This window comes from uncultured Bifidobacterium sp. (genome assembly GCF_959020155.1).
In the GTDB taxonomy this organism is placed as follows: Bacteria; Actinomycetota; Actinomycetes; order Actinomycetales; family Bifidobacteriaceae; genus Bifidobacterium.
The window spans coordinates 78453-100565 of record NZ_CAUERC010000003.1 but is presented as its reverse complement, the minus strand read 5'-3'; the positions used below and the strand labels follow the sequence as shown (position 1 = coordinate 100565).

At 60.2% G+C, this 22113-nt stretch carries 20 protein-coding genes; 9 read left to right on the top strand and 11 right to left on the bottom strand.

The annotated features are described in order from the left end of the window. The first annotated feature begins 350 nt into the window (after positions 1-350). From rpmB to rsmD, 3 genes are all read left to right on the top strand, one after another. A complete protein-coding gene (gene rpmB / locus Q5H31_RS01745; RefSeq protein WP_003807649.1) occupies positions 351-545 on the top strand; it encodes a 50S ribosomal protein L28 in 195 nt (64 codons plus the stop codon). A gap of 160 nt (positions 546-705) precedes the next feature. Beyond that, positions 706-3369, top strand: coding sequence for an ATP-dependent DNA helicase RecG (locus Q5H31_RS01740; protein ID WP_302457417.1), 2664 nt, complete (start codon positions 706-708; stop codon positions 3367-3369). 11 nt (positions 3370-3380) lie between these two features. Continuing rightward, complete coding sequence (rsmD, locus tag Q5H31_RS01735; RefSeq protein WP_033499349.1) at positions 3381-4004, top strand: 16S rRNA (guanine(966)-N(2))-methyltransferase RsmD; 624 nt, start codon at positions 3381-3383, stop codon at positions 4002-4004. 74 nt (positions 4005-4078) lie between these two features. Here rsmD and trmD read toward each other — a convergent pair whose 3' ends face one another. The 4 genes from trmD to rpsP all read right to left on the bottom strand — a co-directional run bounded on the left by trmD (position 4079) and on the right by rpsP (position 6368). After that, positions 4079-4981 carry a tRNA (guanosine(37)-N1)-methyltransferase TrmD gene (gene trmD / locus Q5H31_RS01730; RefSeq protein WP_033499348.1) on the bottom strand — a complete coding sequence of 301 codons (903 nt, stop codon included), beginning with the start codon at positions 4979-4981 and terminating at the stop codon, positions 4079-4081. A 92-nt stretch (positions 4982-5073) separates the two neighbouring features. After that, positions 5074-5661 carry a ribosome maturation factor RimM gene (gene rimM / locus Q5H31_RS01725; RefSeq protein ID WP_302457428.1) on the bottom strand — a complete coding sequence of 196 codons (588 nt, stop codon included), beginning with the start codon at positions 5659-5661 and terminating at the stop codon, positions 5074-5076. A gap of 21 nt (positions 5662-5682) precedes the next feature. Beyond that, the gene (locus Q5H31_RS01720; protein WP_011742734.1) at positions 5683-5916 is read right to left on the bottom strand and encodes an RNA-binding protein; all 234 of its coding nucleotides are present in this window, start codon (positions 5914-5916) and stop codon (positions 5683-5685) included. A gap of 2 nt (positions 5917-5918) precedes the next feature. Beyond that, a complete protein-coding gene (gene rpsP, locus Q5H31_RS01715) occupies positions 5919-6368 on the bottom strand; it encodes a 30S ribosomal protein S16 (RefSeq protein ID WP_022244614.1) in 450 nt (149 codons plus the stop codon). Between the two features lie 366 nt (positions 6369-6734). Here rpsP and Q5H31_RS01710 point away from each other — a divergent pair, with 366 nt between their 5' ends. Then, on the top strand, positions 6735-7769 hold the full coding sequence (locus Q5H31_RS01710) for an endonuclease/exonuclease/phosphatase family protein (protein WP_117320326.1): 1035 nt from the start codon (positions 6735-6737) through the stop codon (positions 7767-7769). A 127-nt stretch (positions 7770-7896) separates the two neighbouring features. On the opposite strand, the gene ffh is transcribed toward Q5H31_RS01710, so the two are convergent. Further along, positions 7897-9546 carry a signal recognition particle protein gene (gene ffh / locus Q5H31_RS01705; protein WP_215661902.1) on the bottom strand — a complete coding sequence of 550 codons (1650 nt, stop codon included), beginning with the start codon at positions 9544-9546 and terminating at the stop codon, positions 7897-7899. Between the two features lie 55 nt (positions 9547-9601). Beyond that, positions 9602-11233, bottom strand: a complete 1632-nt coding sequence (gene cysS, locus Q5H31_RS01700) for a cysteine--tRNA ligase (protein WP_302457416.1) — start codon at positions 11231-11233, stop codon at positions 9602-9604. Between the two features lie 135 nt (positions 11234-11368). Between cysS and Q5H31_RS01695 the strand changes: the two genes are divergently transcribed. Both Q5H31_RS01695 and Q5H31_RS01690 read left to right on the top strand, forming a co-directional pair. Then, the gene (locus Q5H31_RS01695) at positions 11369-12097 is read left to right on the top strand and encodes a type 1 glutamine amidotransferase (RefSeq protein WP_302457415.1); all 729 of its coding nucleotides are present in this window, start codon (positions 11369-11371) and stop codon (positions 12095-12097) included. Between the two features lie 311 nt (positions 12098-12408). Continuing rightward, positions 12409-14586 carry an ABC-F family ATP-binding cassette domain-containing protein gene (locus Q5H31_RS01690; protein ID WP_302457414.1) on the top strand — a complete coding sequence of 726 codons (2178 nt, stop codon included), beginning with the start codon at positions 12409-12411 and terminating at the stop codon, positions 14584-14586. 96 nt (positions 14587-14682) lie between these two features. Here Q5H31_RS01690 and Q5H31_RS01685 read toward each other — a convergent pair whose 3' ends face one another. Then, complete coding sequence (locus tag Q5H31_RS01685) at positions 14683-14871, bottom strand: type II toxin-antitoxin system YafQ family toxin (RefSeq protein WP_070122281.1); 189 nt, start codon at positions 14869-14871, stop codon at positions 14683-14685. A gap of 101 nt (positions 14872-14972) precedes the next feature. On the opposite strand from Q5H31_RS01685, the gene Q5H31_RS01680 reads away from it, so the two are divergent. Further along, positions 14973-15512: a hypothetical protein gene (locus Q5H31_RS01680; protein ID WP_270555662.1), complete on the top strand. Its 540-nt coding sequence runs from the start codon at positions 14973-14975 to the stop codon at positions 15510-15512. Between the two features lie 15 nt (positions 15513-15527). On the opposite strand, the gene Q5H31_RS01675 is transcribed toward Q5H31_RS01680, so the two are convergent. Next, complete coding sequence (locus Q5H31_RS01675) at positions 15528-16634, bottom strand: sensor histidine kinase (protein WP_302457413.1); 1107 nt, start codon at positions 16632-16634, stop codon at positions 15528-15530. Between the two features lie 23 nt (positions 16635-16657). Then, positions 16658-17287, bottom strand: a complete 630-nt coding sequence (locus tag Q5H31_RS01670) for a response regulator transcription factor (RefSeq protein ID WP_270294158.1) — start codon at positions 17285-17287, stop codon at positions 16658-16660. A gap of 166 nt (positions 17288-17453) precedes the next feature. On the opposite strand from Q5H31_RS01670, the gene Q5H31_RS01665 reads away from it, so the two are divergent. Together Q5H31_RS01665 and Q5H31_RS01660 are read left to right on the top strand one after the other, a co-directional pair. After that, positions 17454-18065, top strand: coding sequence for a transcriptional regulator (locus tag Q5H31_RS01665; RefSeq protein ID WP_270294159.1), 612 nt, complete (start codon positions 17454-17456; stop codon positions 18063-18065). Positions 18066-18133: 68 nt separating this feature from the next. Next, positions 18134-19405: an MFS transporter gene (locus tag Q5H31_RS01660; protein ID WP_302457412.1), complete on the top strand. Its 1272-nt coding sequence runs from the start codon at positions 18134-18136 to the stop codon at positions 19403-19405. A gap of 76 nt (positions 19406-19481) precedes the next feature. Here the strand turns inward: Q5H31_RS01660 and ilvN are convergent, their stop codons facing one another. After that, positions 19482-20036, bottom strand: coding sequence for an acetolactate synthase small subunit (gene ilvN / locus Q5H31_RS01655; protein ID WP_046998986.1), 555 nt, complete (start codon positions 20034-20036; stop codon positions 19482-19484). Positions 20037-20068: 32 nt separating this feature from the next. After that, positions 20069-21931: an acetolactate synthase large subunit gene (locus Q5H31_RS01650; RefSeq protein WP_151263210.1), complete on the bottom strand. Its 1863-nt coding sequence runs from the start codon at positions 21929-21931 to the stop codon at positions 20069-20071. Between the last annotated feature and the right edge of the window lie 182 nt (positions 21932-22113).

Here is a 22113-nt window from a genome sequence, read left to right as displayed (position 1 = left end):
TCTGCGGCTCGGCTGTGTCGGTCAATGTTGACTCTTTTCGGCTAAATGTCAATCTTATGGCTCATCTTATTCCATTACTTCATCGTACGGGCGTGGCGGGTGGTAACAGACCATTCGACATGAACAGCGCATGAACAAGCATGTTCTGCCCGTACGGGCCGCATACGCGTGCTGTCGAGACATGGCAAAAACGGCGGAATATGGGGAATGCAAGCCGATTTTCGTCCACAAGTTTGCGATTGGCCGGGGCTGGTTGTATAGTTGAGAAGTTGTGTGTTCTGCCATGCACTTCGTTGTGTGGTGTCGAACGCGCAGACTTGCAAGTCAATAGTAATTATAGGGAGTCCATTATGGCAGCTCGTTGCGCAGTGTGCGGCAAGGGACCGCAGACCGGTTTCACCGTTTCGCACTCACATATTCGCAATAAGCGCACCTTCCGCCCGAACCTGCAGCCGGTTCGCACCACCATCGACGGCGAGAACGTTCGCGTTCGCGTTTGCGTGAAGTGCATCAAGGCTGGCAAGGTCCAGCGCGTTGAAGCGTGAATCGCGAAATAACAGCTTGAAACCCCGGTAAGCCGAATGGCCGCCGGGGTTTTGCTTTATCTGGCCGTCCACAAGCCGTGTTGCGGCGAATGGCGCCGCCACGAATAATGGGGAATTCAGCCCGCCGCACAATCATCCGGTCGTGCCACAATGGAGTGTTATGAGCACCACATGGCAAACCCCGATTTCCTCGTTCGAAACGAACCGCCGCAGAGTCGGCGCGCTGAAATCGCTGGGCGTGGTGTCCGTGGGCGACGCGCTGACCTACTATCCGTTCCGCGTCACCGAGCCGGTGCCGGCACGCGCCCTGCGCGAAGCGAAAATCGGGGAGAACATGGCCTTCGCCGCGCACGTGCGTGGCGTGCGCGTCTTTCCGATGGCCCGTCGCGGATTCCGGCTGATCGCCGACGTTGATGACGGCGATTTCGCACGCAGCCGGCACATGGACGCTTCCATGGCGTCTCTCGTGTTCTTCTCCTATCGCAAGTCGTACGTCGATTGGATCCAACGCAAACTGCACGAAGGCGCGTTGCTGGTGGTCGCGGGCGAGCCAAGCGTATACAACGACCGTCTGCAATTCACCCATCCCGACATACTGACGGTCGATCCAGCCGGCGAGCAATTGCGCAGCCGCTCACCTGAGGAAACCGCCGAATGGGATGACGGCTTCGGCACGGAACAACCGGCGGCAGTCCCGCAATCGCCGACCATGCCGAATCTCAAATACGATGCGGCTTCCGTACCGGAGGCGATGCGCCACGTATGCCGCCCACGTCCCGTCTACCACGCGAACTCGCGCATCTCCAGCGAACACATCCACGAGTCGATCGAAAAATGCATGGACCGGCTGTGCGGTGACGAATACGCTGCGGCACAGGCAGCCCGTGCATTGCATGGCGCCGATGCCAGCGACGCGCAACATGGGGAATTCGACGCGCCGCAAGCCGACCGGCAGGCACGGACGGAAGCGCTTGCCGCCGCCATTCCCGACATCATGCCGGAAGCGTTTCGTATGGAACATGGGCTGATGCACCGAGCCGAAGCGTTCATGGCGATTCACGATCCGCAAAACCGCGACGGTTTCAACAAGGCGTTGCGTACACTGCGCTACGAGGAAGCGCTCATCTGCCAAACCGCGCTGGTGCAGTCTCGTGATTCGTCGCGTAAGGCCACGGCCACAGCCTGCGCCGACACGCGGCTGAAAGACGATTTCGTCGAGTCGCTGCCGTTCTCGCTGACGGACGGGCAACAGCAGGTGATCGCCGATATTTCCGACGATATGGCACGTGATTACCCCATGCAACGCCTGCTGCAGGGCGAGGTCGGCTCCGGCAAAACCGTGGTCGCGGTGGCGGCTATGATGCAGGCCGTCGGCTCCGGCAAACAAGCGGTGCTCGTCGCGCCGACGCAAGTGTTGGCGGAACAACATTACAGCAGCATCCGCGGCATGGTGGATCGGATGTGTGGTACCGGCGAAGAGGCTGACGAAAACGCGAAATCAGGGGAATCGCAGACAAAATCAACGCACCATGCGGTTGTGGATGAAAGTGGACAAGTCACGTCGGGAAACGCGCCGGAACCGCAAAACGGTGGACAATCGGATGGCGGCCAGGTGGAGAAACTGCTGGACGGCCAATCGAACAGCCTGCCGGACATTCCCGTACTGCTGCTCACCGGCGGCATGAAACTCGCCGCCCGCCGACGCGTCCTCGCGCAAGCGGCCTCCGGCAAACCATGCATCGTGGTGGCCACACACGCCGCGTTCTCCAAAACCTTCCAAGCGCCCAACCTCGCGCTGGCGGTCATCGACGAACAGCACCGTTTCGGCGTGGAACAGCGCGAATCGTTGAATGCCAAAGGCTCCACGGCACCGCATTTGCTGGTCATGACGGCCACGCCGATCCCGCGCACCGCTGCCATGACCTGGTTCGGCGACCTCGACATCTCCTGGCTCACCGAACTGCCCGGCGGCCGCAAGCCGATCCGCACATTCGTCGTGCCCGAAGCGAACGGCCCGCTGATGGCGGAAATGTTCGGTCTGATTCGCAAGCGTATCGACGCGGGGGAACGTGCCTACGTGGTCTGCCCGCGCATCGACGCCGACGCGAAGGATACCGACGATGCGGGCGGTTCAGGCGATGCGGAAGTCGGTTCCGTATTCGACGCCACATACGATTTGGGCGAGGATGACGAACAGCGCGAACAGCGGCCGCCGTTGCATTCCGTCGCGGAAATGGCGGAACGCTTGCGATCGCTGCCGCAATTCGCCGGCATCCGTATCGCCACGCTGACCGGTCGCGACGATGACGAAACGAAATCGCAGATTATGGCCGATTTCGAAGCGGGCGTGACGCCGATTCTGGTGGCCACCACCGTCATCGAAGTGGGCGTGGACGTGGCGCAGGCCAGCTGCATGGTGATTTTCGATGCCGACCGGTACGGCCTGTCCCAGTTGCACCAGCTGCGTGGACGCGTGGGCCGTGGCGGCACCGAATCGGGCGCGTTCCTTATTTCACGTGCGCCGGAAGGCAGCGATGCTGCCAAACGCCTTGACGTGATTGCCGGCACGTTGGACGGTGCCGAAATCGCGCAGGCCGACCTTGAATTCCGCGGCGCGGGCGACGTGCTGGGCGACGCGCAATCCGGCGGCAAATCCGGACTGAAACTGCTGCGCGTGGTCAAAGACGTGAAGATCATCGAGGAAGCCAGAGCGGAAGCCGCGAAACTGGTGGCCGAAGACCCCACGTTGCAAGGGTACGTGCAGCTTGCCGGCGCGGTGCTCGACTTCACGCGCGGCAACGAGACGTTCCTGACCAGCAACTAGGCTCGATAGCTATGCGCGTAATTTCAGGACGATTCAAAGGCATGGCATTGACCACGCCGAAACCGGGCACCAGGCCAACCACCGACCGTACCAAGGAAGCGATATTCTCGCACCTCGATTCGTGGGGCGTGCTGGATGACGCACGTGTGCTCGACCTGTTCGCCGGAACCGGCGCGTTGGGCATCGAAGCGCTGAGCCGTGGCGCGCGCGAACTGGTGGCGGTGGAATCGGCCGCACCGGCCGCCGCGCTGATCGCAAAGACGTTGACGGCGTTGAAGCACAACCGTTCCTGGGAGCCGGGCATGAGCGCCCGCGTGGTCAAGGCGCGTGCGGAAAAGTACGCGGCGGCCGCATCGGCGGTCGCGCCGTTCGACGTGATCTTCATTGACCCGCCGTACGCGTTCGAAACCGAGGCGTGCAACCAGCTGCTGGCCGATTTGGCGGGCCGTGAGTCCGGCGAACTGACTGGCGAGGGCACGGTGATCGTGCTGGAACGCTCCACTCGTTCCGACGAGCCGACCGCGCCCGAAGGCTGGGATATCACCGACCGGCGTGATTACGGCGAAACCGCCGTGTATTACATCGAACCTGCCGAATCCGCCGAGCCGGCAGAGCCGGTTGAATCCGCGGACTGACGTCCGGGCTTTCCAACTAAAAACGTCGACGGTGGACCTGCATGCCCTCCGTCGGCGTGAACAATCGTGCGTAATCAGCGCTGCCGTGGGTGCGCGCCGGAAACCTCCCAGCCCAACGCCATCAGCGTTTTGCGATCGGCCTTGTCAAGCTTGGAACAATCCAACGCCTCGATGAGATCCGGACGCAGCTCGTTGGTCTTCGCCAGCGCCTCATCGCGGCGGAAACGGTCGACCTTCGCGTGGTCGCCGGACAGCAGGACGTCCGGAACCTTGATACCGCGCCAATCGGCCGGCTTCGTATACTGGCGGTGCTCCAGCAGGGCGTTCTCTCCCGTATACGATTCCTCCACGATCGAGGCCGCATTGCCCATGAAACCGGGCAGCAGACGGGTGATGGCCTCCAACATGACCGACACGGCCACCTCGCCGCCGTTCAGCACATAATCGCCGATCGAATATTCACGCACGTCGACGCCCTGCGCACGGTAATACTGCGGAATACGCGCGTCGTAGCCTTCGTAACGGCCGCAGCCGAACAGCAGATGGTTGGTGTGGCTCAGCTCCGTCGCGTCCTGCTGGGTGAACAGGGGAGCGGACGGATTCGGGAAAATCAGCACCGGACGGTCGGTCGCCGGAACGGTATCGGCATTTGCGGCGATTTCTGTCGCCGATTCCGCCGATTCGGCCGCGTCCGCGGAAGCCGTGTCGTCTGCGTCTGCCGTGGAATCGCAAGTAACCGTGGTCGGCTCAAGATGCAGCAGCTCGTCGAGGCATTCGCTCCACACTTCCGGCTTCATCACCATGCCCGCGCCGCCGCCGACGGGAGTATCATCCACGGAATGGTGCACGTCGTGCGTCCAGTCGCGCAGGTTGTGCGCGGTGACTTCGACCAGGCCCTTCTCCTGCGCCTTGCCGAGCAGGCTCAGGTTGAGCACTTCGAAATATTCCGGGAATACGGACACGATATCGATCTTCATAATGTTCCACAATACCGGTACGCCTGCCAAGCGCGGCGCGTACGAAAAAGGCGCCGGCATAATCGCCAGCGCCTTGTTGAAAAAGCAGCGGATCAGAGCCCCGGAATGAGTCCGCACGGCGGGTCGAGGGTCAGATATCCGCCCTCGAGGTCGATGTCCGGCACGAGCTCGTCCACGAACGGCACGAGCGCGCTGTTCTCGACCACCACGCCATCGGCGTCCTTGACGGGATTGGCCAGACGGATCTTGAGCAGCCACTGGGCCACTTCAATCACATCCACCACCTTGCCTACCACAGTGCCGGGCGCAAGCCCCAGCGTATTGCCCTCGGCAAGGCGCGCCTCAAGACTGATCAGGTCCTTCGGGTACCACTCGTCCGCTTCAAGCATCTCCTCCGGATCGTCCGCTTCGCCATACAGCACCACGCCATTGGCGGCTTCGGACGCATCACGGTCGTCGATGCCCTCGAATTTGATGATCCAACGGTTTTTGAAGGTACGGGAGCTTTCCACCACGTACTCTTCCTCGCCGTCCTTCGTATACAACACAGCACCGGGAGCGAACCGGTATTCCGGTTCGTCCGTAAAGATCTGCACGGTGACCTCGCCCTTGAGCCCCTGCGCACGCCCGATACGACAGACCCTCAGCAGCTCAAGCTGTTGAGGGTCGTCGGAATGCATATCACGCACCACGCTAGGATCTCACCTGCGCACGTCCATGATGTCGACGCGCACCTTGTGGTCGGACAGTGCCTGCACCACGGTGCGAATCGCATTTGCCGTGCGTCCGCTGCGTCCAATGACGCGACCGATATCCTCAGGGTTCACGCGCACGCGAATGAGTTCACCGCGCGGATTCTCATGGGACTTCACCGAGACATCATCGGGAAAATCGACGATGTTCTTGATCAGATGTTCCACAGCCTGGGCGAGCATGATCACTCGGCTTCCGCAGCCGGCTCTTCAGCCGGAGCTTCCTCGGTGGCGGCGGCTTCGGCCTCAGCCTTGGCCTTGGCGTCAGCTTCGGACTTGGCGGCCTTCAGCTTCTGGGCCTGGGCTTCGACAGCCTCGACGCGAGCGGCGGCATCCGGGCCAGCCTCAACGGTCTTCAGGGTGCCTTCAGCACCGTCAAGACCCTTGAACTTCTGCCAGTCACCGGTGATCTTCAGCAGGTTCAGCACCTGCTCGGTCGGCTGAGCGCCAACGCCGAGCCAGTACTGAGCGCGCTCGGAATCGATAACGATGGTCGAAGGCTGGGTGTTCGGATTGTAGGTACCGATCTCTTCGATGGCGCGGCCATCACGCTTGGTACGGGAATCCATGATCACCACGCGGTAGAACGCGTAGAACTTCTTACCCATGCGCTTCAGACGAATCTTGGTTGCCAAAATGGCTCTCCTTGTAACTAGGGGTGTGTGTTTCGTGTTCTGTGTGGGGCACGGAATCCGAAACCCACGTGTTCCTCACGTCACGCGATTGGTAGAGGGCCTCGCGCGCGCGAATAACTGAGCAATTATAACCGTGGGGTATGGACGCGTTCCCGTATGCGTTCCCGAGCGTCCGTTTCTGTTGACTCGGACGCTCGGCTTGCGTTTTGCGCATTCTGAATGGCCGTTTCTCCAGAATCGGACATTGGTGAGGTGTTGTGGCGGTCTCGGGCGTCCGGATCACCCGAATCGGACGAACTCGCTATGCTGGATATGTTCATTGGCGGTTTTCGTGCGCCTGATTATGGCCATTTCAAGGGGATTTGCATGAGTGTTGCGTTGTGGATCGTACTGCTGGTATGCGTGTTGTGGATCGCTCTGAGCGAAATGCCGGCCGGTTGGGACGGCCACTTGCCGTTGCCGTATCTGATTGCGCTGACACCGCTGTTGTGGATTCCAACATTGGCGATTGCGATTGCCGGTGTCGTACGGCATGACACCGCCCTCGCCATCGTCGCGGCGATCGCGTGCATCGCTTCGCTGCTGCGCAAAATCGCGTATTGGAACAACAATCTCACGTCCATCAACACGGCGCAGATGGTGGCCGACAACATCGCAAAAAAGCGTGAAACATCCTGTGGAACACATACGTCGACTGCCGCGGAAGCCGCGAAACACGGCCGTTTCCGCGTGATGACGCTCAACTGCCGGTACGGTCGTGCCAATGCGGCCGCAATCGTCAGCGCCGTCAAGGAACACGACGTCGCCGTGCTCGCGCTGCAGGAATTGACGGACGATCTGGTCGCGGCCTTGGACGAGGCCGGCCTGTCCGACCTGCTGCCGTACCGCCAGTTAGGGGAGAGCAAGGAAACGGATAACGGCGGCTTCAACGGTATTTGGATTCGCATCGAGCCAAGCGACACGTCGCCGATCACCGCCGTGATTCCCGCCGCCGACGTGCCTGGCGTGTGCTTCCCGATTGATGCGATGCGCGGCATCACTTTCGTTTCCGCCCATCCGAAATCGCCGATGCGCGGCTGCCGCGACTGGTCCGCCGGCATCATCGGCTTGGGTGAGCTGGCCACATCGCAGAAGCAGGGCGATATCACCGTCGTATTGGGCGACCTCAACTCCGGTACCGACCATCCGAGCTTCCGCAAGCTGCTTGACGCCGGCTTCCAGGACGCCGCGTTGACCGAGGCGAAGGGCCGCCGCGCCACGTTCCCATCGTGGCTGCCGTGGCCGCGTCTCATCCTCGACCACATCTTGTTCACCGCCGGTCTGACCGCATCCGACGTGCGCTCCTTCACGGTCAACGGTACTGATCATCTTGCTCTGGCCGCCACGCTGACGTTGAAATAAGCCGAAAATAAGCTGGCATAACGAAACTGCCGACGCTGGAAAATGTTCCAACGTCGGCAGTTTCGTTATATATGCCGTATTGCGATTGCCGGTTGTCGTAATCGCCGGCAATCGCACATATCGCGGCTTAGTGCAGCAGACCGGACAAGCCACCACCCAAGTTCGGCGGCAGCTCGCCGGAATCGCCCAGCATATCCTGCAATCCGGCAGGAAGCGCCGGATTCTGCGGCTTCTTGGCGAACGCGGAGCCACCCGACGAAGCGCCGCCGGAAGCCTTGCCGGCGAGCTTGTCGCGCAATGCCTTCTCCTCGGCTTCACGCTTCATCGGATTGCCGGACTTTCCCGACTTCTTCTTGTTCTTCTTGCCTTTGCCCTTGCCTTTGCCGCCGCCCATCGCGGGGCCTCCGAAGCCGGGCACGCCGGCGCCGACCTTGTTGCTCATGCGGCGCATCATCTTCGCGGCCTGGTCGAAGCGCTGCAGCAGCGCGTTGACCTGCGAAACCGTCACGCCGGAACCGTAGGCGATGCGGGCGCGGCGGGAACCGTCGATGATCGAGGGATCGCGACGCTCGGCCGGAGTCATCGAACGGATGATGGCCTCGGTGCGGTCGATTTCCCTCTCGTCGAACTGCTCAAGTTCCTTACGATGCGCGGCCATGCCCGGAATCATGCCAAGCAGGTTCTTCATCGGGCCGAGTTTGCGAACCTGCTGAAGTTGGTCGAGGAAATCGTCAAGGCCGAAGGAACCGTCGGAGATCTTGACGGCGGCCTTGCGGGCCTCCTCCTCGTCGAACTGCTTCTGCGCCTGCTCGATCAGGGTGAGGATGTCGCCCATGTCGAGGATGCGGGACGCCATACGATCCGGGTGGAAGACCTCGAAATCCTTCAATCCCTCGCCGGTGGAGGCGAACAGGATCGGCTTGCCGGTCACGGATGCCACGGACAGCGCGGCGCCACCACGGGCGTCGCCATCGAGCTTGGACAGCACCACGCCGGTGAAATCCACGCCCTCGTCGAACGCCTTGGCAGTCTGCACGGCATCCTGGCCGATCATCGCGTCGATGACGAACAGAATCTCGTTCGGCTGCACGGCATCGCGGATGTCGCGAGCCTGCTTCATCAGCTCCTCATCCACGCCGAGACGGCCTGCGGTATCGATGATCACCGTGTCATACAGCTTCTGCTTGGCGAGCTCCACGGCGTCACGGGCCACCTTCACCGGGTCGCCGGTGGTCTGGTCGGGGGAGACGACCGCTTCGCCGCCATCGGACTGCACGCCCTTCTCCGGCGCGTACACCGGCACGCCGGCGCGTTCGCCGACCACCTGCAGCTGCGTCACCGCGTTCGGACGCTGCAGATCGGCCGCCACGAGCAGCGGGGTGTGGCCGGAATCCTTCAGCCAGTAGCCCAGCTTGCCGGCGAGCGTCGTCTTACCGGCGCCCTGAAGGCCGGCGAGCATGATGATCGTCGGCGGATTCTTTGCGAAGTTCAACGGGCGGTCCACACCGGCGCCAAGCACCGCGGTGAGTTCCTCGTTGACGATCTTCACCACTTGCTGCGCCGGGTTGAGCGCTTCGGAAACCTCGGTGCCGAGCGCGCGTTCGCGGATGCGGCTGGTGAAGGAACGCACCACGTCGAGCGCCACATCGGCGTCGAGCAGCGCGCGGCGGATCTCGCGGATGGTACCGTCGATATCAGCCTCGGAAAGCTTGCCCTTGCTCTTCAGATGCTTGAACGCATTCGAGAGCCGGTCTGTCAAAGAACTAAATGCTGCCATAATGTTCCTCAGTCTAGCGTTTCACGCGGATAGCGGATGAAATGGGTGCGATTGCCTACTTCAGCGACCAAGTGGAGCCTTGCGGACCGTCCTCGATGGCGATGCCGGCCGCGCCCAGCGCGTCACGGATCGCGTCGGCACGTGCGAAATCCTTGGCCTTGCGCGCTTCGGCACGTTCCGCAAGCTGTTCGGAAACCAGCTTGTCGAGCGCGTCATGCTCGGCGGAATCGGCTCCGGCACCAGCCGCACCACCTGCGGCACCGTCGGAAACCCACGGCTCCGCCAGCGGATCCAAGCCCAACGTGTCGAGCATCGCACGCACGTTCACCAGCGCCTCGCGAACCTCGGCCTTCGCCACGTCCGAATCGGCGCGGTCGGCCAGCTTCGACAGCAACGTGTTGCCGGAACGGATCGCCGTGAAAATCGCGGCGGAAGCGCCCGAAACGTTGATGTCGTCGTTCATCGCGGCAACGAAATCGGCGGGAAGCGCGTCGGCGGAAATCGCCATAATCTCTTCTCGTGACGGCTGTTCGCCGACGGCAGCGCCCGCGCGCTCGATGAAGTTCGCCACGCGGTCGTGCGCGGACTGCGCCTCGGCAAGCGTCTGGTCGGACCATTCCAGCATGGAACGGTACTGCACGGAACCGAGGGCGTAACGCACCACCCAAGCGGAATGCTCGGCCAGCACCGCCGGCACGGACAGGCCGTTGCCGAGCGACTTCGACATCTTCTCGCCCTTCGCGGTGACCCAGGCGGAATGCATCCAGCGCGCGGCCGAATCGTAACCGGCGGCGCGCGTCTGCGCCATCTCGTTCTCGTGGTGCGGGAATCGCAGATCAAGACCGCCGCCGTGAATGTCGAACATGTCCTTCAGGTAACGGTGGCTCATCGCGGAGCATTCGATATGCCAGCCCGGACGGCCCGTGCCGAACGGGGTATTCCAGCGCGCGTCGAGCGGATCGGAATCCTTCGGCGCCTTCCACAGCGCGAAATCGCGCGGATCATGCTTGTCGGGGGACATGTCGGCAGGGTCGACCGGATTGTACTTGTCGTTGCCCGCGTTGTCCACGGACGGTCCCATCGCGTCGGTCACTTCGGAAGCCGCGTCGGAAACCGCGGTCTGCTTCTGGTGCGTCAGCTCGCCGTAATGCGGCCAGCTCGCCACGTCGAAGTAGACGTTGCCGGTCGGGGTGCCGTCCGCGTCACGCACCACATAAGCGTGGCCGTTGTCGATGATCTTCTTGATGAGGTCGATCATGTCGATCATGTGGCCGGTGGCGCGCGGCTCGTACGTCGGCGGCTCCACGCCAAGCTTGCTGTACGCCTCGGTGAACTCGCGTTCGTAGATATACGCGCGCTCCCACCACTGCTGGCCCGCGGCGGCGGCCTTGTCGAGGATCTTGTCGTCGATGTCGGTGACATTGCGCACGAACGTGACCTTGTAGCCCAGACGCTCGAACCAGCGGCGCACCACGTCGAACGCGACGGCGGCGCGGATGTGGCCGATATGCGGTGAGCTTTGCACGGTGGCGCCACACACGTAGATACCGACCTGACCTGGTTTGATCGGCGTGAAGGACGACACGGCGTGCGATGCGGTGTCGTACAGCTTCAGCCCCGCGGCGGCCTTCGCCACCGCAAGAGCGCCGGAAGTGTTGGTATTCTGCGGTTCTTGCGTGTTTGTCATAGTCACGAGAATATTGCCAGAATCGGACATGACGCTTGGTTTTCCCGGCATATGCACGGCATCGTATTGCGAACGTATGCAGACACAGAGCCGAATCGCGAGCGTCATTTACGCAGATGATGTAAAAATAGTGGCATGACGCAATCGCATGTGCTGATTCTTCAACACGTCCCGTGGGAGAAACCGGGGCGCATTTTGGATAGTCTCGACGACTTGGGCATGTCGTATGAAGTGATGAACATCGCCAAAGAGAAAAAGCCCGATCTTCCCGATTTCAGTGACGTCTCCGGCATCGTGATTATGGGCGGCCCCATGGGCGCGCTCGACACCGACAAGTATCCCGGTCTCAAAGCGGAATCCAAACTCGTACGCGCCGCCGTCAGCGTCGGCAAACCGTTGCTGGGCGTGTGCCTCGGACATCAGATCATTGCCACCGCGCTGGGCGCGAAACTCAAGAAGGGCAGCGAGCCGGAAATCGGATTCGCGCCGATTAAACGCATCGACAAGCACGACTACTTCTCCATGTGGAACAAGACGTTGGACGTGCTGCACTGGCACAACGACGTGGTGACCCTGCCGGAAGGCGCACAGCCGTTGGCCAAAAGCGCGAAGACGAAGAACCAGGCGTTCCGGTTCGGTTCGGTGCTTGGCCTGCAATTCCACCTGGAGGTCACCCCCACGTTGTTGGACGAGTGGCTGGACGAGCCGTGCATGGTGAAGGATTTGAAGGCAGCCGGCGGTTCGAAATCGCAGCTACGTGACGCCTTCGCCGAATACAATCCGCAGCTGCAGCCGATGGCCGATCAGGTTTTCTCCGGATTCGCGGCCCGGTGCAGCACCTATGCCGCAACGCTGGAGCGCTGATAAGCGTTCTGCCCGCTACACGCCCCACTGAATCGCCAGCTGAGTGCCTTCCGTAGGTGGTTCCTGAGTTCCGTAGGTGGTTGGGTGATGGACCAGTGTTTCGGAAAGGCTGAATTTAAGGCTTTTCTTCGTGCGGTATCCGAAGACAACCACCTACGGAAGCGGAAAACCACCTACGGAATCTTCTAGGGCGTTTTCGTTGCCTACATTCCAAGGTCTCCTGTCTACGTTTCGCATCATGCAGCTGGTGAGCAAGCCCCAAATACGTGTGCGGGAGGCGGTGTTCCGCCGACGCGCTACATTGGTGAGTTATGCCGACTTATGATTTGGGACTTGAACACGTTTCGCTCGCTTTCGCGACCAAGAATATTTTCACCGATGTGACGCAGGGCGTTTTCGAAGGCGACCGCATCGGCATCGTCGGCAAGAACGGCGACGGCAAATCCACGCTGCTGCACCTGTTCAAAGGCACGCAGGAACCGGATTCCGGTCGCGTGACCATGCGCAATGGACTGACGTTCGGCATGCTCGACCAGCGTGACCCGCTCGACGACAACGCCACGGTGCGCGAAGCCGCGTTGGAAGGGCGAGAAGATTACGAATGGGCCGCGGAAACTAAGTCGCGCGAGATCGTGGAGGCGCTGCTCGGCGGCATCAGTCTGGACGCGAAGATTGGCTCCCTGTCCGGCGGCCAGCGTCGCCGCGCCGACCTTGCCCGCCTGCTGCTCAAGGACTGGGACATTCTCGCGCTTGACGAGCCCACGAACCATTTGGACGTGGTGACCATCCACTGGCTCGCCGAGCACTTGAAGAACCGTTGGCCGTCCAGCCAGGGCGCGCTGCTGCTCGTCACCCACGACCGTTGGTTCCTCGACGAGGTATGCGAATCGATGTGGGAGGTCCACGACGGCGTGATCGACCCGTTCGAAGGCGGATATTCCGCGTATATGCTGCAGCGCGTGGAACGCGACCGCCAGGCCGACGTGCGCGAGACGAAGCGCCGCAACCTGGCTCGCAAGGAGCTTGCCTGGCTGACCCGTGGCGCCCGCGCCCGTTCCACCAAGCAGAAGTTCCATGTCAAGGCGGCGCGCGAGCTCATCGCCGACGTGCCACCGGTGCGCAACACGTTGGAGCTGAAGCAGATGGCCACGTCGCGTCTCGGCAAACAGGTGGTCGATCTCATCGATGTGACGCAGATCTTCGAACATGCGCAGGGAGAGGCCGATATCGATCCGGATGTGGCGGAAATGGAAGCTTCGGCCTCGCGCGTGGACGTGGTGCCGGCCATGTATGCCGAGCCGCAGGCGCACGGCAGCGTGGAGGTCGCCGTCGACGATCTGACCGATCCGCGGTTGGTGGACGCCGGCGTGCCCGAGGCGCGACAGGCGGCGCAGGCCGCCCGGCAGGCTGAGGAGGAGTCGCACGAGTCGGGTGACGACGCCGACGAGTCCACGCCGGAGGTCACGTCCGCGGCGCAGAAGGTCACCGTGACCGGCCGCAAGATCCTTGACGACGTGACGTGGCTGATCGGCCCGGGCGACCGCTTCGGCATCGTCGGCGCGAACGGTGCCGGCAAATCGACCCTGCTGAAGATCCTCGACGGCACGATCACCCCGACCGCCGGCCATGTGAACATCGGCAAGACCGTGAAGTTCGCGGTGCTTTCGCAGCGTCTCGACGAGCTGGAGAAGCTCGGCAAATACAAGATCAAGGAAGTGCTGAGCCGCTACAAGCCGAGCTACATCGTGGACGGCAAGGAGACCACGCCGGGGCAGATGATGGAGCGTCTCGGTTTCGAATCCGCGCAGCTCATGACGCCGATCAAGGACCTCTCGGGCGGGCAGAAGCGCCGCATGCAGCTGCTGCTCATCCTGCTCGACGAGCCGAACGTGCTCATCATGGACGAGCCGGGCAACGATCTCGACACCGACATGCTCGCCGTGATGGAGGATCTGCTCGACACTTGGCCGGGCACGCTGATCGTCGTCTCCCACGACCGCTACCTGCTCGAACGCGTCACCGACCAGCAGTTCGCGCTGATCGGCGGCAAGATCCGCCATCTGCCCGGCGGCGTGCAGGATTATCTCGACATGACCGAGGCCATCAAGAACGGCAAGGATCCGTTCGCCGACGAGAAGTCCGGCAAGAACTGCAAAACGCGGAAGAATGGCGATGCTGGCGATTCCGCTACGACCGCGCCTTCCGTAGGTGGCGCAGCTTCCTCACCTTCCACTGGCGATTCGTCGTCGGCTTCCACGCCGAAGCTCACCGGCAAGGCGTTCCACGACGCGTCGAAGCGCGTTTCCGCCATCGAGCGCAAGCTGGCCAAGCTGGAGGAGCAGAAGGCCGATTTGGAAGCGCAGATGGCCGCGCACGACCCAAGCGATTACGAGGGGCTGGGCAAGCTCAACGAGCAGTTGCAGTCCGTCACGGACGAGTCTGAATCCCTCGAAATGGAATGGATGGAGCTCTCCGAACAGCTCGAGTAGTCCCAGTCGGGCAAACTGATGGTGAGAGGCTTGTAGGCGTCGGTTTGGCGGTACGGAATGTGCAAAACCGACGCTGGCGATTCGCTCAGCGTCGGTTTACCGGAATAATTCGTCGTGGCTGCCGGTACGTTCGAAGAACGCGACCGAATCGTTCGATGACCAGATCACCAGCCAGTCCCCGGCATTGGCGACATGGCATTCGTACCGTACGCGCCAATTGCCGGACAGGGTGTGCATGTTGTGGCGGCGGTGCAGCTCCTCCAGCGTTTTCGGGTGTGTAGCCATTCGTGCGACAGCAAGGTGTAGCGCTTGAGATATCAGTGTCATATTCTTGTTCTTACGGAGGTAGAGCTGTTCTCCGCAAGAACAACCAATGGGGGTGTCTCATGAATCAAGTGATGCGAAGAAGCGTCTGTTGTTTGTTGTCGGCTTTGTTGCTGTGTTCATGCGCCGGTTGCGCGAATTCCGTACACGAAACCTCTGAAGGTGACGCTGTCCAGAGCGGCAGCAAAAACGATGATGCTGCTGAGCAAGCGTATAAAACGTTTACTGTGGACGCTTTGGACCGTGTCGCCGTCGATGATCTCAATAACTCGGACAAATTGGTTCTGGTGAACAAGCTGGGCGCGAAATCCGTGCACGGCGATGGTGCTATTCCATTTGCCAAAAAGGTCGACGAAAACCATATGTATTATGTCGTCTCCATGTGCAAACAGAAGGAGCAGGCTCCTTACTCACTTGTCCTCTACAAAGATGGACAGCCGCACACTTTAACCACTAGGGAATCCTGTACGTCTAATGGAGTGGAAACAGTCTCTCTTCCGGCGAAGAATTTCCTTGGCGCCACCTCATTGTCCATTATCAATATCGGCAATACGGATCTTGTTGTTTCCGTATATGAAGTAAAGGAAAGCCACCGTGAATAAATGCTGGTGGCTGGTTTAATGTGTTTGATGAGTTAGCGGAATCGCTAGGGACAATGACCATTCTTCATTTTCTGAATTTATGGTCATTGTCCCATTATGTTGTTGCGCAAAATCTTGTATGAGGGCTGTCCCGTAGTGATTTTCTGGAGCACTATTTATTGCGGCGTTATATAGATTTGATGCGAAGATGCGGACCGCATCTGGTCCTACAGAGAGGATAAAAGCAAAAGCCCCGGGTTTCCCGTGTTTGGCAATGTTATTGAGAATTTCGGTACAAACCGTTTGCAACGATGGTAGTAGTGACTTGTCCATTGCGTTTAGATTCCCGCGGATTATTGGTGTCCCGGTAAACCCCAGTATTCTCAGTCTTCTGCATTGAGCTTCTATATGTTGTTGAAAGAGCTTGTGTGTGTCTTCTTCTTTGTCTGTCTTAAGCTCATCGGTCATCGGGCTGATAATTTGAGTGCGAAGCTCATGTAATGCCTGCATGAGGACTTGTTCAATCTGTGGCAAAGTGTCGCTGCTCTCTGAGGGCTCTTTCTTGCGACACAGCAGAATCGCATATGTCATAGCTCCTGCGATGGAATCGTGCAGTATGTGAATTTCTTTGAGTCTTTTCTGCTGGCGTCGAACTTGTTCTTGTGCAATCGCCAGGTCGGTTTTCCGTTGCTCTGTCTGTATCTTCCACCGTATGGCAAAGCCAACGAAGAATGCTCCAATGTAGGAGCACGCAAGCACAGGGATGCTTGGATTGTAGTCGATGCCGCCTGTCCAATAGCCCAAAGGAAGTGCTAGTGCGCAAAGCAGCGGTCCCATGATGGCAAATTCAAATCGTTTGATTTCAAAAGCAACTATTCCACATACAAGCCATGTGCCATATAACGTCGAAGGGCCATCGCATATTGCCGGGATTATTGCACATGCTATGTGTGTTACAAGAATCGCCATGCTTGCCGGTACGGGGAACCAAGTCAGTAGCAACAGAGCGATGCAGTACGGAGCCAAATATAGCCATGACCAAGGTGACATATTTGGCCAAGCGGTCAGCTCGAGCAGGAAAAAGCAGATACAGATAATGGATCCCGCTAAGTAAGGCTTGCGCACGGCCTTTGCCAATGACATTATTTGTTGGGGCAGCCTCATCGTTATATCCAACCGTTTCTTACGCACATCGCAACAGCTTCGGCACGACTATGAGCATGGAGCTTCTCGAAAGCTCGTCGTGCATATGTCTTTACCGATGCTTCGCTGATATTCAGTTGGTGTGCAATAGTGGAAGTGGTGAATCCTCTCGCATAGTTGGCAATGATCTGTAATTCCTTGCCGGAAAGCCGCATGGAGTTTATGCTCTTCCCCGCCCACGACGCAACCTCGTCGTTTCCAGTGGCTTTTCCGATGATTCGGACCAGTTGAATCGTGGGAATTTCTTTTGGAATAATCGCATAGAACGCATCAGGCCATTGTGTTCCGTGCTCTTTTTCGTTTTCGCTGTCCAAAAAAGCGCTGATACCGATGACGGCAATATCTGGATATTGTTCCTTGACATGACGTGCCAATTCCACGCCGTTCATCCCAGGCATTGCGATATCGGTGAGCATGACCTGCGGTCTTTGCGAAGAGTCCCTCATGGCGTCAAGTGCTTGTTCGGCTGAGGTGGCGGTCCATAGAATCCGTATTGGTGCGCATGTCTCGACCAATAAGCTTTGAATTGCGCTCGCGACCAGTGGATCATTATCCACAATCCCTAGAGTCGAATCGTTGACAATCGTGCGCATATAAATTCCCCCGTGGTTTGTTTCTCGTTCCAGAATAGACATTTTTCGCAGCTGCAATAGATCGCGGCGTTACCGGTGAGACACATGTTGCGAACCCATTCAAAAGCAAATATTTTGTACAAAAAATTTGTATATAATGGGAGGCGGTGGAAAGGAGACCTTTGCAATGACTGACGTGACCCCTAACGAAGCGCGGATGCCCGAAGACGCCGCAGTGACCGTGACCAATGCCGATACTCTTCGGGCCATGGCGAGTCCTATTCGCATGAGGATCCTTGGAACGTTGCGGGTGAACGGCGAACAGACCGTGGGAAGCATCAGCGAGCAGCTTGGCGAGGCTCCCGGAGCCATCAGCTACCACTTGGGGCAGCTTGCGCATGCGGGACTAGTGAAAAAGGTGGAGTCTCCTGACGGAGATCGAAGAAAGAGCTGGTGGAAGGCCTGTCAAAGCGCCATTCGTCTGGGGAGGCCCGAAGAAAAGAACGGTACGGACGAGTCGAAGGCCATGGATCTGTTCCGGCGTTCCGCGGCGCTCTCCTACGAGATGGCCTACGAGCGTTTTCTGGACAGGCTGCCGGAATTGCCTCGGGAATGGGCTGATTCATGCACCAGCGATGATCATGTTCTGAACCTGACCGCCGAGGAGACGAGCTCGATGATCGAGGAACTCAATGAGGTCGTGCGCCGCTGGCAGATCAAGGCCGGCATGCACGGCGACGATGAGCTGGGCGTCGAACCCGTGGCTCTGATTCTGCAGGCCTTCAGGTGGTTTTCGTAAGGAGTCGGCGGGTTTTGCATATGAACCCATAGGCAATCTGAAAAGTGTGGGCGGAACAGGGAAAACAAGTGAAACAAGACATGGACGGAACAGCGAAATCATTCTGGCAATCCGCAGGATACGTTTCTTGGTTCACCGCCGATACGGCGTCGGCGGTCGGAGCGGCGCTGCGCGCACTGGCGATCAGTCTGCTCGGATATGCGGTGTCCGGCTCCACCATCGCCGCCGGGTGGCTCGGAACGTCGTCGATGATCGCGCAACAGGTTGCGAGCGTATTCGGAGGTACCTTCGTCGACAGGCATGACCGCAAACGGCTTATCGTGGCGAACGCCGTCGTCGGCGTTCTGGCTTGGGGCGCAATCGCGGTGCTGCTGCTGTGCGGCGCATTGTCGTTCCCCGTGTTGCTGCTGATCGCGGTGCTCGCATCCGGCATCAACGGATTTCTTGGGAGCGCTACGGATGCGATGCTTCGCTCGATCATCGATATCCGCTATTATCCCAAGGCGCGGAGCCTCAACGAGGGGCGTGACGCAACCATCGCCATGGCGGGAAGCCCCATCGGAGGTTTTCTGTACAGCATTGCTCCATGGCTGCCGTTCCTTGCGTCGGCATGCATGTATGCCGTGGCCGGCGTCGCCGCCACCGGCATCCGCGAATATGGTTCGGATGGCGGGCGTATCGGGGAAACGGATGGCGATGCAGTGAAAGGCGGTTTCTTCCGCGATTTCCTGGAAGGCTGGTCATGGTCGTTGCATCGGAAAACGCTGGTGGTCGTGCTCATCGTGGCGGCATTGGTCAATTTCGGCGTCAACGGCATCCAATATGCCATCCAGCTGCATCTGGTGTCGTGCGGGACCAATGCGACCCTCATCGGATTCATCAGTGGCGGCATATCGTTGACGATGCTTGTGGGATCGTTGCTGGCCGGCAAACTCAGCGATAAGGTTCCGGTCGGACCAACCGTGTGCCTCGCCTACCTGTTCATCTGCTTATGCGTATTGCCGATGGCGTTGACCGACAACTATTGGGTCATGCTGGTTGCCAATTCGTTTGTTGGCCTGCCGTTCCCGTTGATCAACGCGATGCTCCTCGGCTTCATCTTCGCCAAATCGCCTACGAGCATGCAGGGGCGTATTACTGTTACATTGACGGTTCCGGCCCAGGTGCTTTCGATGTTCTGTAGTGCTGTGGCTGGCACCTTGCTCCCGGTTTTTGGATTCCATGGCGCGGTGCTGGTGTTCCTCGCCGTTCTCGCGGCAAGCGCCGTGCTGGTGACATGCTCCCGCTCCATTCGTGGCATCCCTGGGGCGTCGCAATGGGAGCATACGGCGTTGCGGTGAATCGAAATAAAAAGCGCCGCCCCACGAAACGAATCGTGGGACGGCGCTTTGCCGTAGGCAATGCCGCTCAGCCCGTTCAGCGGCCAGTGATCTCGGAGCCGAGCACCTTCTCGCTCAGCGCCTTCGGACCGCGGGTCACGGCCACCGCGCCGGAGCGGACCAGCTCGATGATGCCGTAATGCTCCAGCAGGCCGAGCAGCGCGTCGATCTTGCCTTCGGCGCCGGTGGCCTCGATGGTCAGCGATTCCGGATTCACGTCCACCACGCGCACGCGGAACAGACGCACGATCTCCAGCACGTCGGAACGGACGGACTCGTCGGCCGCCACCTTGATGAGCACCAACTCGCGCTCCACGGTGGTTTCCGGATCGAGGTCCACGATCTTCAGCACGTGCAGCAGCTTGTTGAGCTGCTTGATGATCTGCTCAAGCGGCACCTCCTCCACTTCGGCGGTGACGGTGACGCGGGAGATGTCCGGACGCTCGGTGGGGGAGACGGACAGCGAGTTGATGTTGAACGCGCGGCGGGCGAACAGGCCGGCGATACGCGCCAGCACGCCCGGACGGTTCTCGACGAGCACGGACAGCGTATGACGCTTGGAACCCGGCTGGGATGCAGGATAATTTGCCATGATCGAAATGTCCTTCCTTACGCTCTACTCGTTCACTCGTTCTCGCCGGCGCGCTGCAAGGGCTTGACGCCGGGCATGTACGTGACGTTGTCGTTGGAGTCGCCGGCTGCGACCATCGGCCACACCATGGCGTCCTTCCACACGCGGAAGTCGATCAGCACCGGACGGTCGTTGATCTCGTTGGCCTTCTTGATGCATTCGATGGCCTCGTCCTTGGTGAACGCGCGCATACCCACGCAGCCGTACGCTTCGGCGAGCTTCACGAAGTCCGGCACGTCCACGATGTCAGACGTGTTCTCGCCGTCCAGCAGGTTCGTGGCGGAGTAGTGGTGATTGTAGAACAGGGTCTGCCACTGGCGGACCATGCCGTACACGGAGTTGTTGAGCAGGGCGATCTTCACCGGCGCGTGGTCGAGGAACGCGGCCGCCAGCTCTTCGGAAGTCATCTGGAAGGAACCGTCGCCGTCGATCAGCCACACCGGCTTCTTGTCGTCGAATTCGCGTGCGGAGCCGACGCGAGCACCGATGGCGGCAGGCAGACCGAAGCCCATCGTGCCGAGGCCGCCGGAGGACAGCCAGGAATGAGGCTTGTTGAATTCGATGATCTGGGTGGCCCACATCTGATGCTGGCCCACGCCGGAAACCCAGATGGTGTCCGGATCGGCCATGTCGGACAGCTGCTTGACGACCCACTGCGGGGCGAGGCTGCCGTCGGTCGGTTCGTCCCATGTAATCGGATAATCCTCGACCCACTTGTTGATGACGTCCCACCAGTGGCTGGTGTCGGGCTTGCCGTGCACGGCCTGCTCGCGCTTGATCTCCGGGATGAGGTCCTTGAGCACAGTGGCCACATCGCCGACGATCGGCACGTCCGGCTGACGGTTCTTGCCGATTTCCGCCGGATCGATGTCGATATGGATCACGCGTGCGCCCGGAGCGAACGCGTCGAGCTTGCCGGTGACGCGATCGTCGAAACGTGCGCCGATCGCAACCAGCAAATCGCAACGCTGTACAGCGCCCGTTGCCGCGATTGTGCCGTGCATGCCGAGCATGCCAAGCACCTTCGGATCGGAATCGGGCACAATGCCGCGCGCCGGAAGGGTGGTGACGATCGGAGCGCCGGTCACTTCAGCCAGCTCCTCGACCAGCTCGCCCGCGTCGGAACGCACCGCGCCGCCGCCGACGTACAGCACCGGACGGTACGACTGCTCGAACAGCTTCGCCGCGTCGGACAGCACGCGACCGTGCGCTTTGGTGGTCGGGTTGTAGCCCGGCAGAATCATGCGCTGCGGCCAGGAATAATACATTTCGCCGGTCTGCGCGGTCTTGGTGACGTCCACCACCACCGGTCCCGGACGACCGGAACGTGCGATGTAATGCGCCTCGGCCAGCACGCGCGGAATGTCCTGCGCGCGGGTGACGAGGTACGAATGCTTGACCACCGGATAGGTGGCGCCGACGATATCGGCTTCCTGGAAAGCGTCCGTGCCGATGGCGTTCACGCCGACCTGGCCGGTGATGACGACCATAGGAATGGAATCCATGTTCGCGTCGGCGATCGGGGTGATCATGTTCGTCGCGCCCGGACCGGAAGTGACGATGCACACGCCCACCTGTCCGGTGGTCAGCGCGTAGCCTTCTGCCGCATGTCCGGCGGCCTGCTCGTGACGCATCAGCACGAAGCGGAACTTCGTATCGTCCTTGATGGAATCGTAGACGGGCAGAATCGCACCGCCCGGAACGCCGAAGACGTCCTTGACGCCCAGATCCTCCAGCGAACGAACCAGCGCTTCGGCGCCGGTCATCTTTTCGCCGTCGACAATGGTCTGCTTTTCAGTGGTAGCGGATGCCTTTGGCATGCCGCTGAATGCCTGCAGAGGCGTAGGTAACACCATGTTCCCTCTCATGCTCGTTCGTGGAAAATTTCCTCGTAAGGGGCCGCGGTCGCGTCGTTCATGCGCCGTTTTACCCCTTAAACGGAATGCTATGCAACCGCTTGTGGCGGATTGCAGCCGCATTCCTCTCTGATAATGAGTCTATGCTAACGGCTGACAGCTTGGTTCGCCGGAAAGGCCCA

Coding starts and splice junctions, on each gene's coding strand:
- rpmB (WP_003807649.1), top strand. CDS start 351: ATGGCAGCTCGTTGCGCAGTGTGCGGCAAGGGACCGCAGACCGGTTTC.
- Q5H31_RS01740 (WP_302457417.1), top strand. CDS start 706: ATGAGCACCACATGGCAAACCCCGATTTCCTCGTTCGAAACGAACCGC.
- rsmD (WP_033499349.1), top strand. CDS start 3,381: ATGCGCGTAATTTCAGGACGATTCAAAGGCATGGCATTGACCACGCCG.
- trmD (WP_033499348.1), bottom strand. CDS start 4,981: ATGAAGATCGATATCGTGTCCGTATTCCCGGAATATTTCGAAGTGCTC.
- rimM (WP_302457428.1), bottom strand. CDS start 5,661: ATGCATTCCGACGACCCTCAACAGCTTGAGCTGCTGAGGGTCTGTCGT.
- Q5H31_RS01720 (WP_011742734.1), bottom strand. CDS start 5,916: ATGCTCGCCCAGGCTGTGGAACATCTGATCAAGAACATCGTCGATTTT.
- Q5H31_RS01710 (WP_117320326.1), top strand. CDS start 6,735: ATGAGTGTTGCGTTGTGGATCGTACTGCTGGTATGCGTGTTGTGGATC.
- ffh (WP_215661902.1), bottom strand. CDS start 9,546: ATGGCAGCATTTAGTTCTTTGACAGACCGGCTCTCGAATGCGTTCAAG.
- cysS (WP_302457416.1), bottom strand. CDS start 11,233: ATGACAAACACGCAAGAACCGCAGAATACCAACACTTCCGGCGCTCTT.
- Q5H31_RS01695 (WP_302457415.1), top strand. CDS start 11,369: ATGACGCAATCGCATGTGCTGATTCTTCAACACGTCCCGTGGGAGAAA.
- Q5H31_RS01690 (WP_302457414.1), top strand. CDS start 12,409: ATGCCGACTTATGATTTGGGACTTGAACACGTTTCGCTCGCTTTCGCG.
- Q5H31_RS01685 (WP_070122281.1), bottom strand. CDS start 14,871: ATGGCTACACACCCGAAAACGCTGGAGGAGCTGCACCGCCGCCACAAC.
- Q5H31_RS01680 (WP_270555662.1), top strand. CDS start 14,973: ATGAATCAAGTGATGCGAAGAAGCGTCTGTTGTTTGTTGTCGGCTTTG.
- Q5H31_RS01675 (WP_302457413.1), bottom strand. CDS start 16,634: ATGTCATTGGCAAAGGCCGTGCGCAAGCCTTACTTAGCGGGATCCATT.
- Q5H31_RS01670 (WP_270294158.1), bottom strand. CDS start 17,287: ATGCGCACGATTGTCAACGATTCGACTCTAGGGATTGTGGATAATGAT.
- Q5H31_RS01665 (WP_270294159.1), top strand. CDS start 17,454: ATGACTGACGTGACCCCTAACGAAGCGCGGATGCCCGAAGACGCCGCA.
- ilvN (WP_046998986.1), bottom strand. CDS start 20,036: ATGGCAAATTATCCTGCATCCCAGCCGGGTTCCAAGCGTCATACGCTG.
- Q5H31_RS01650 (WP_151263210.1), bottom strand. CDS start 21,931: ATGGTGTTACCTACGCCTCTGCAGGCATTCAGCGGCATGCCAAAGGCA.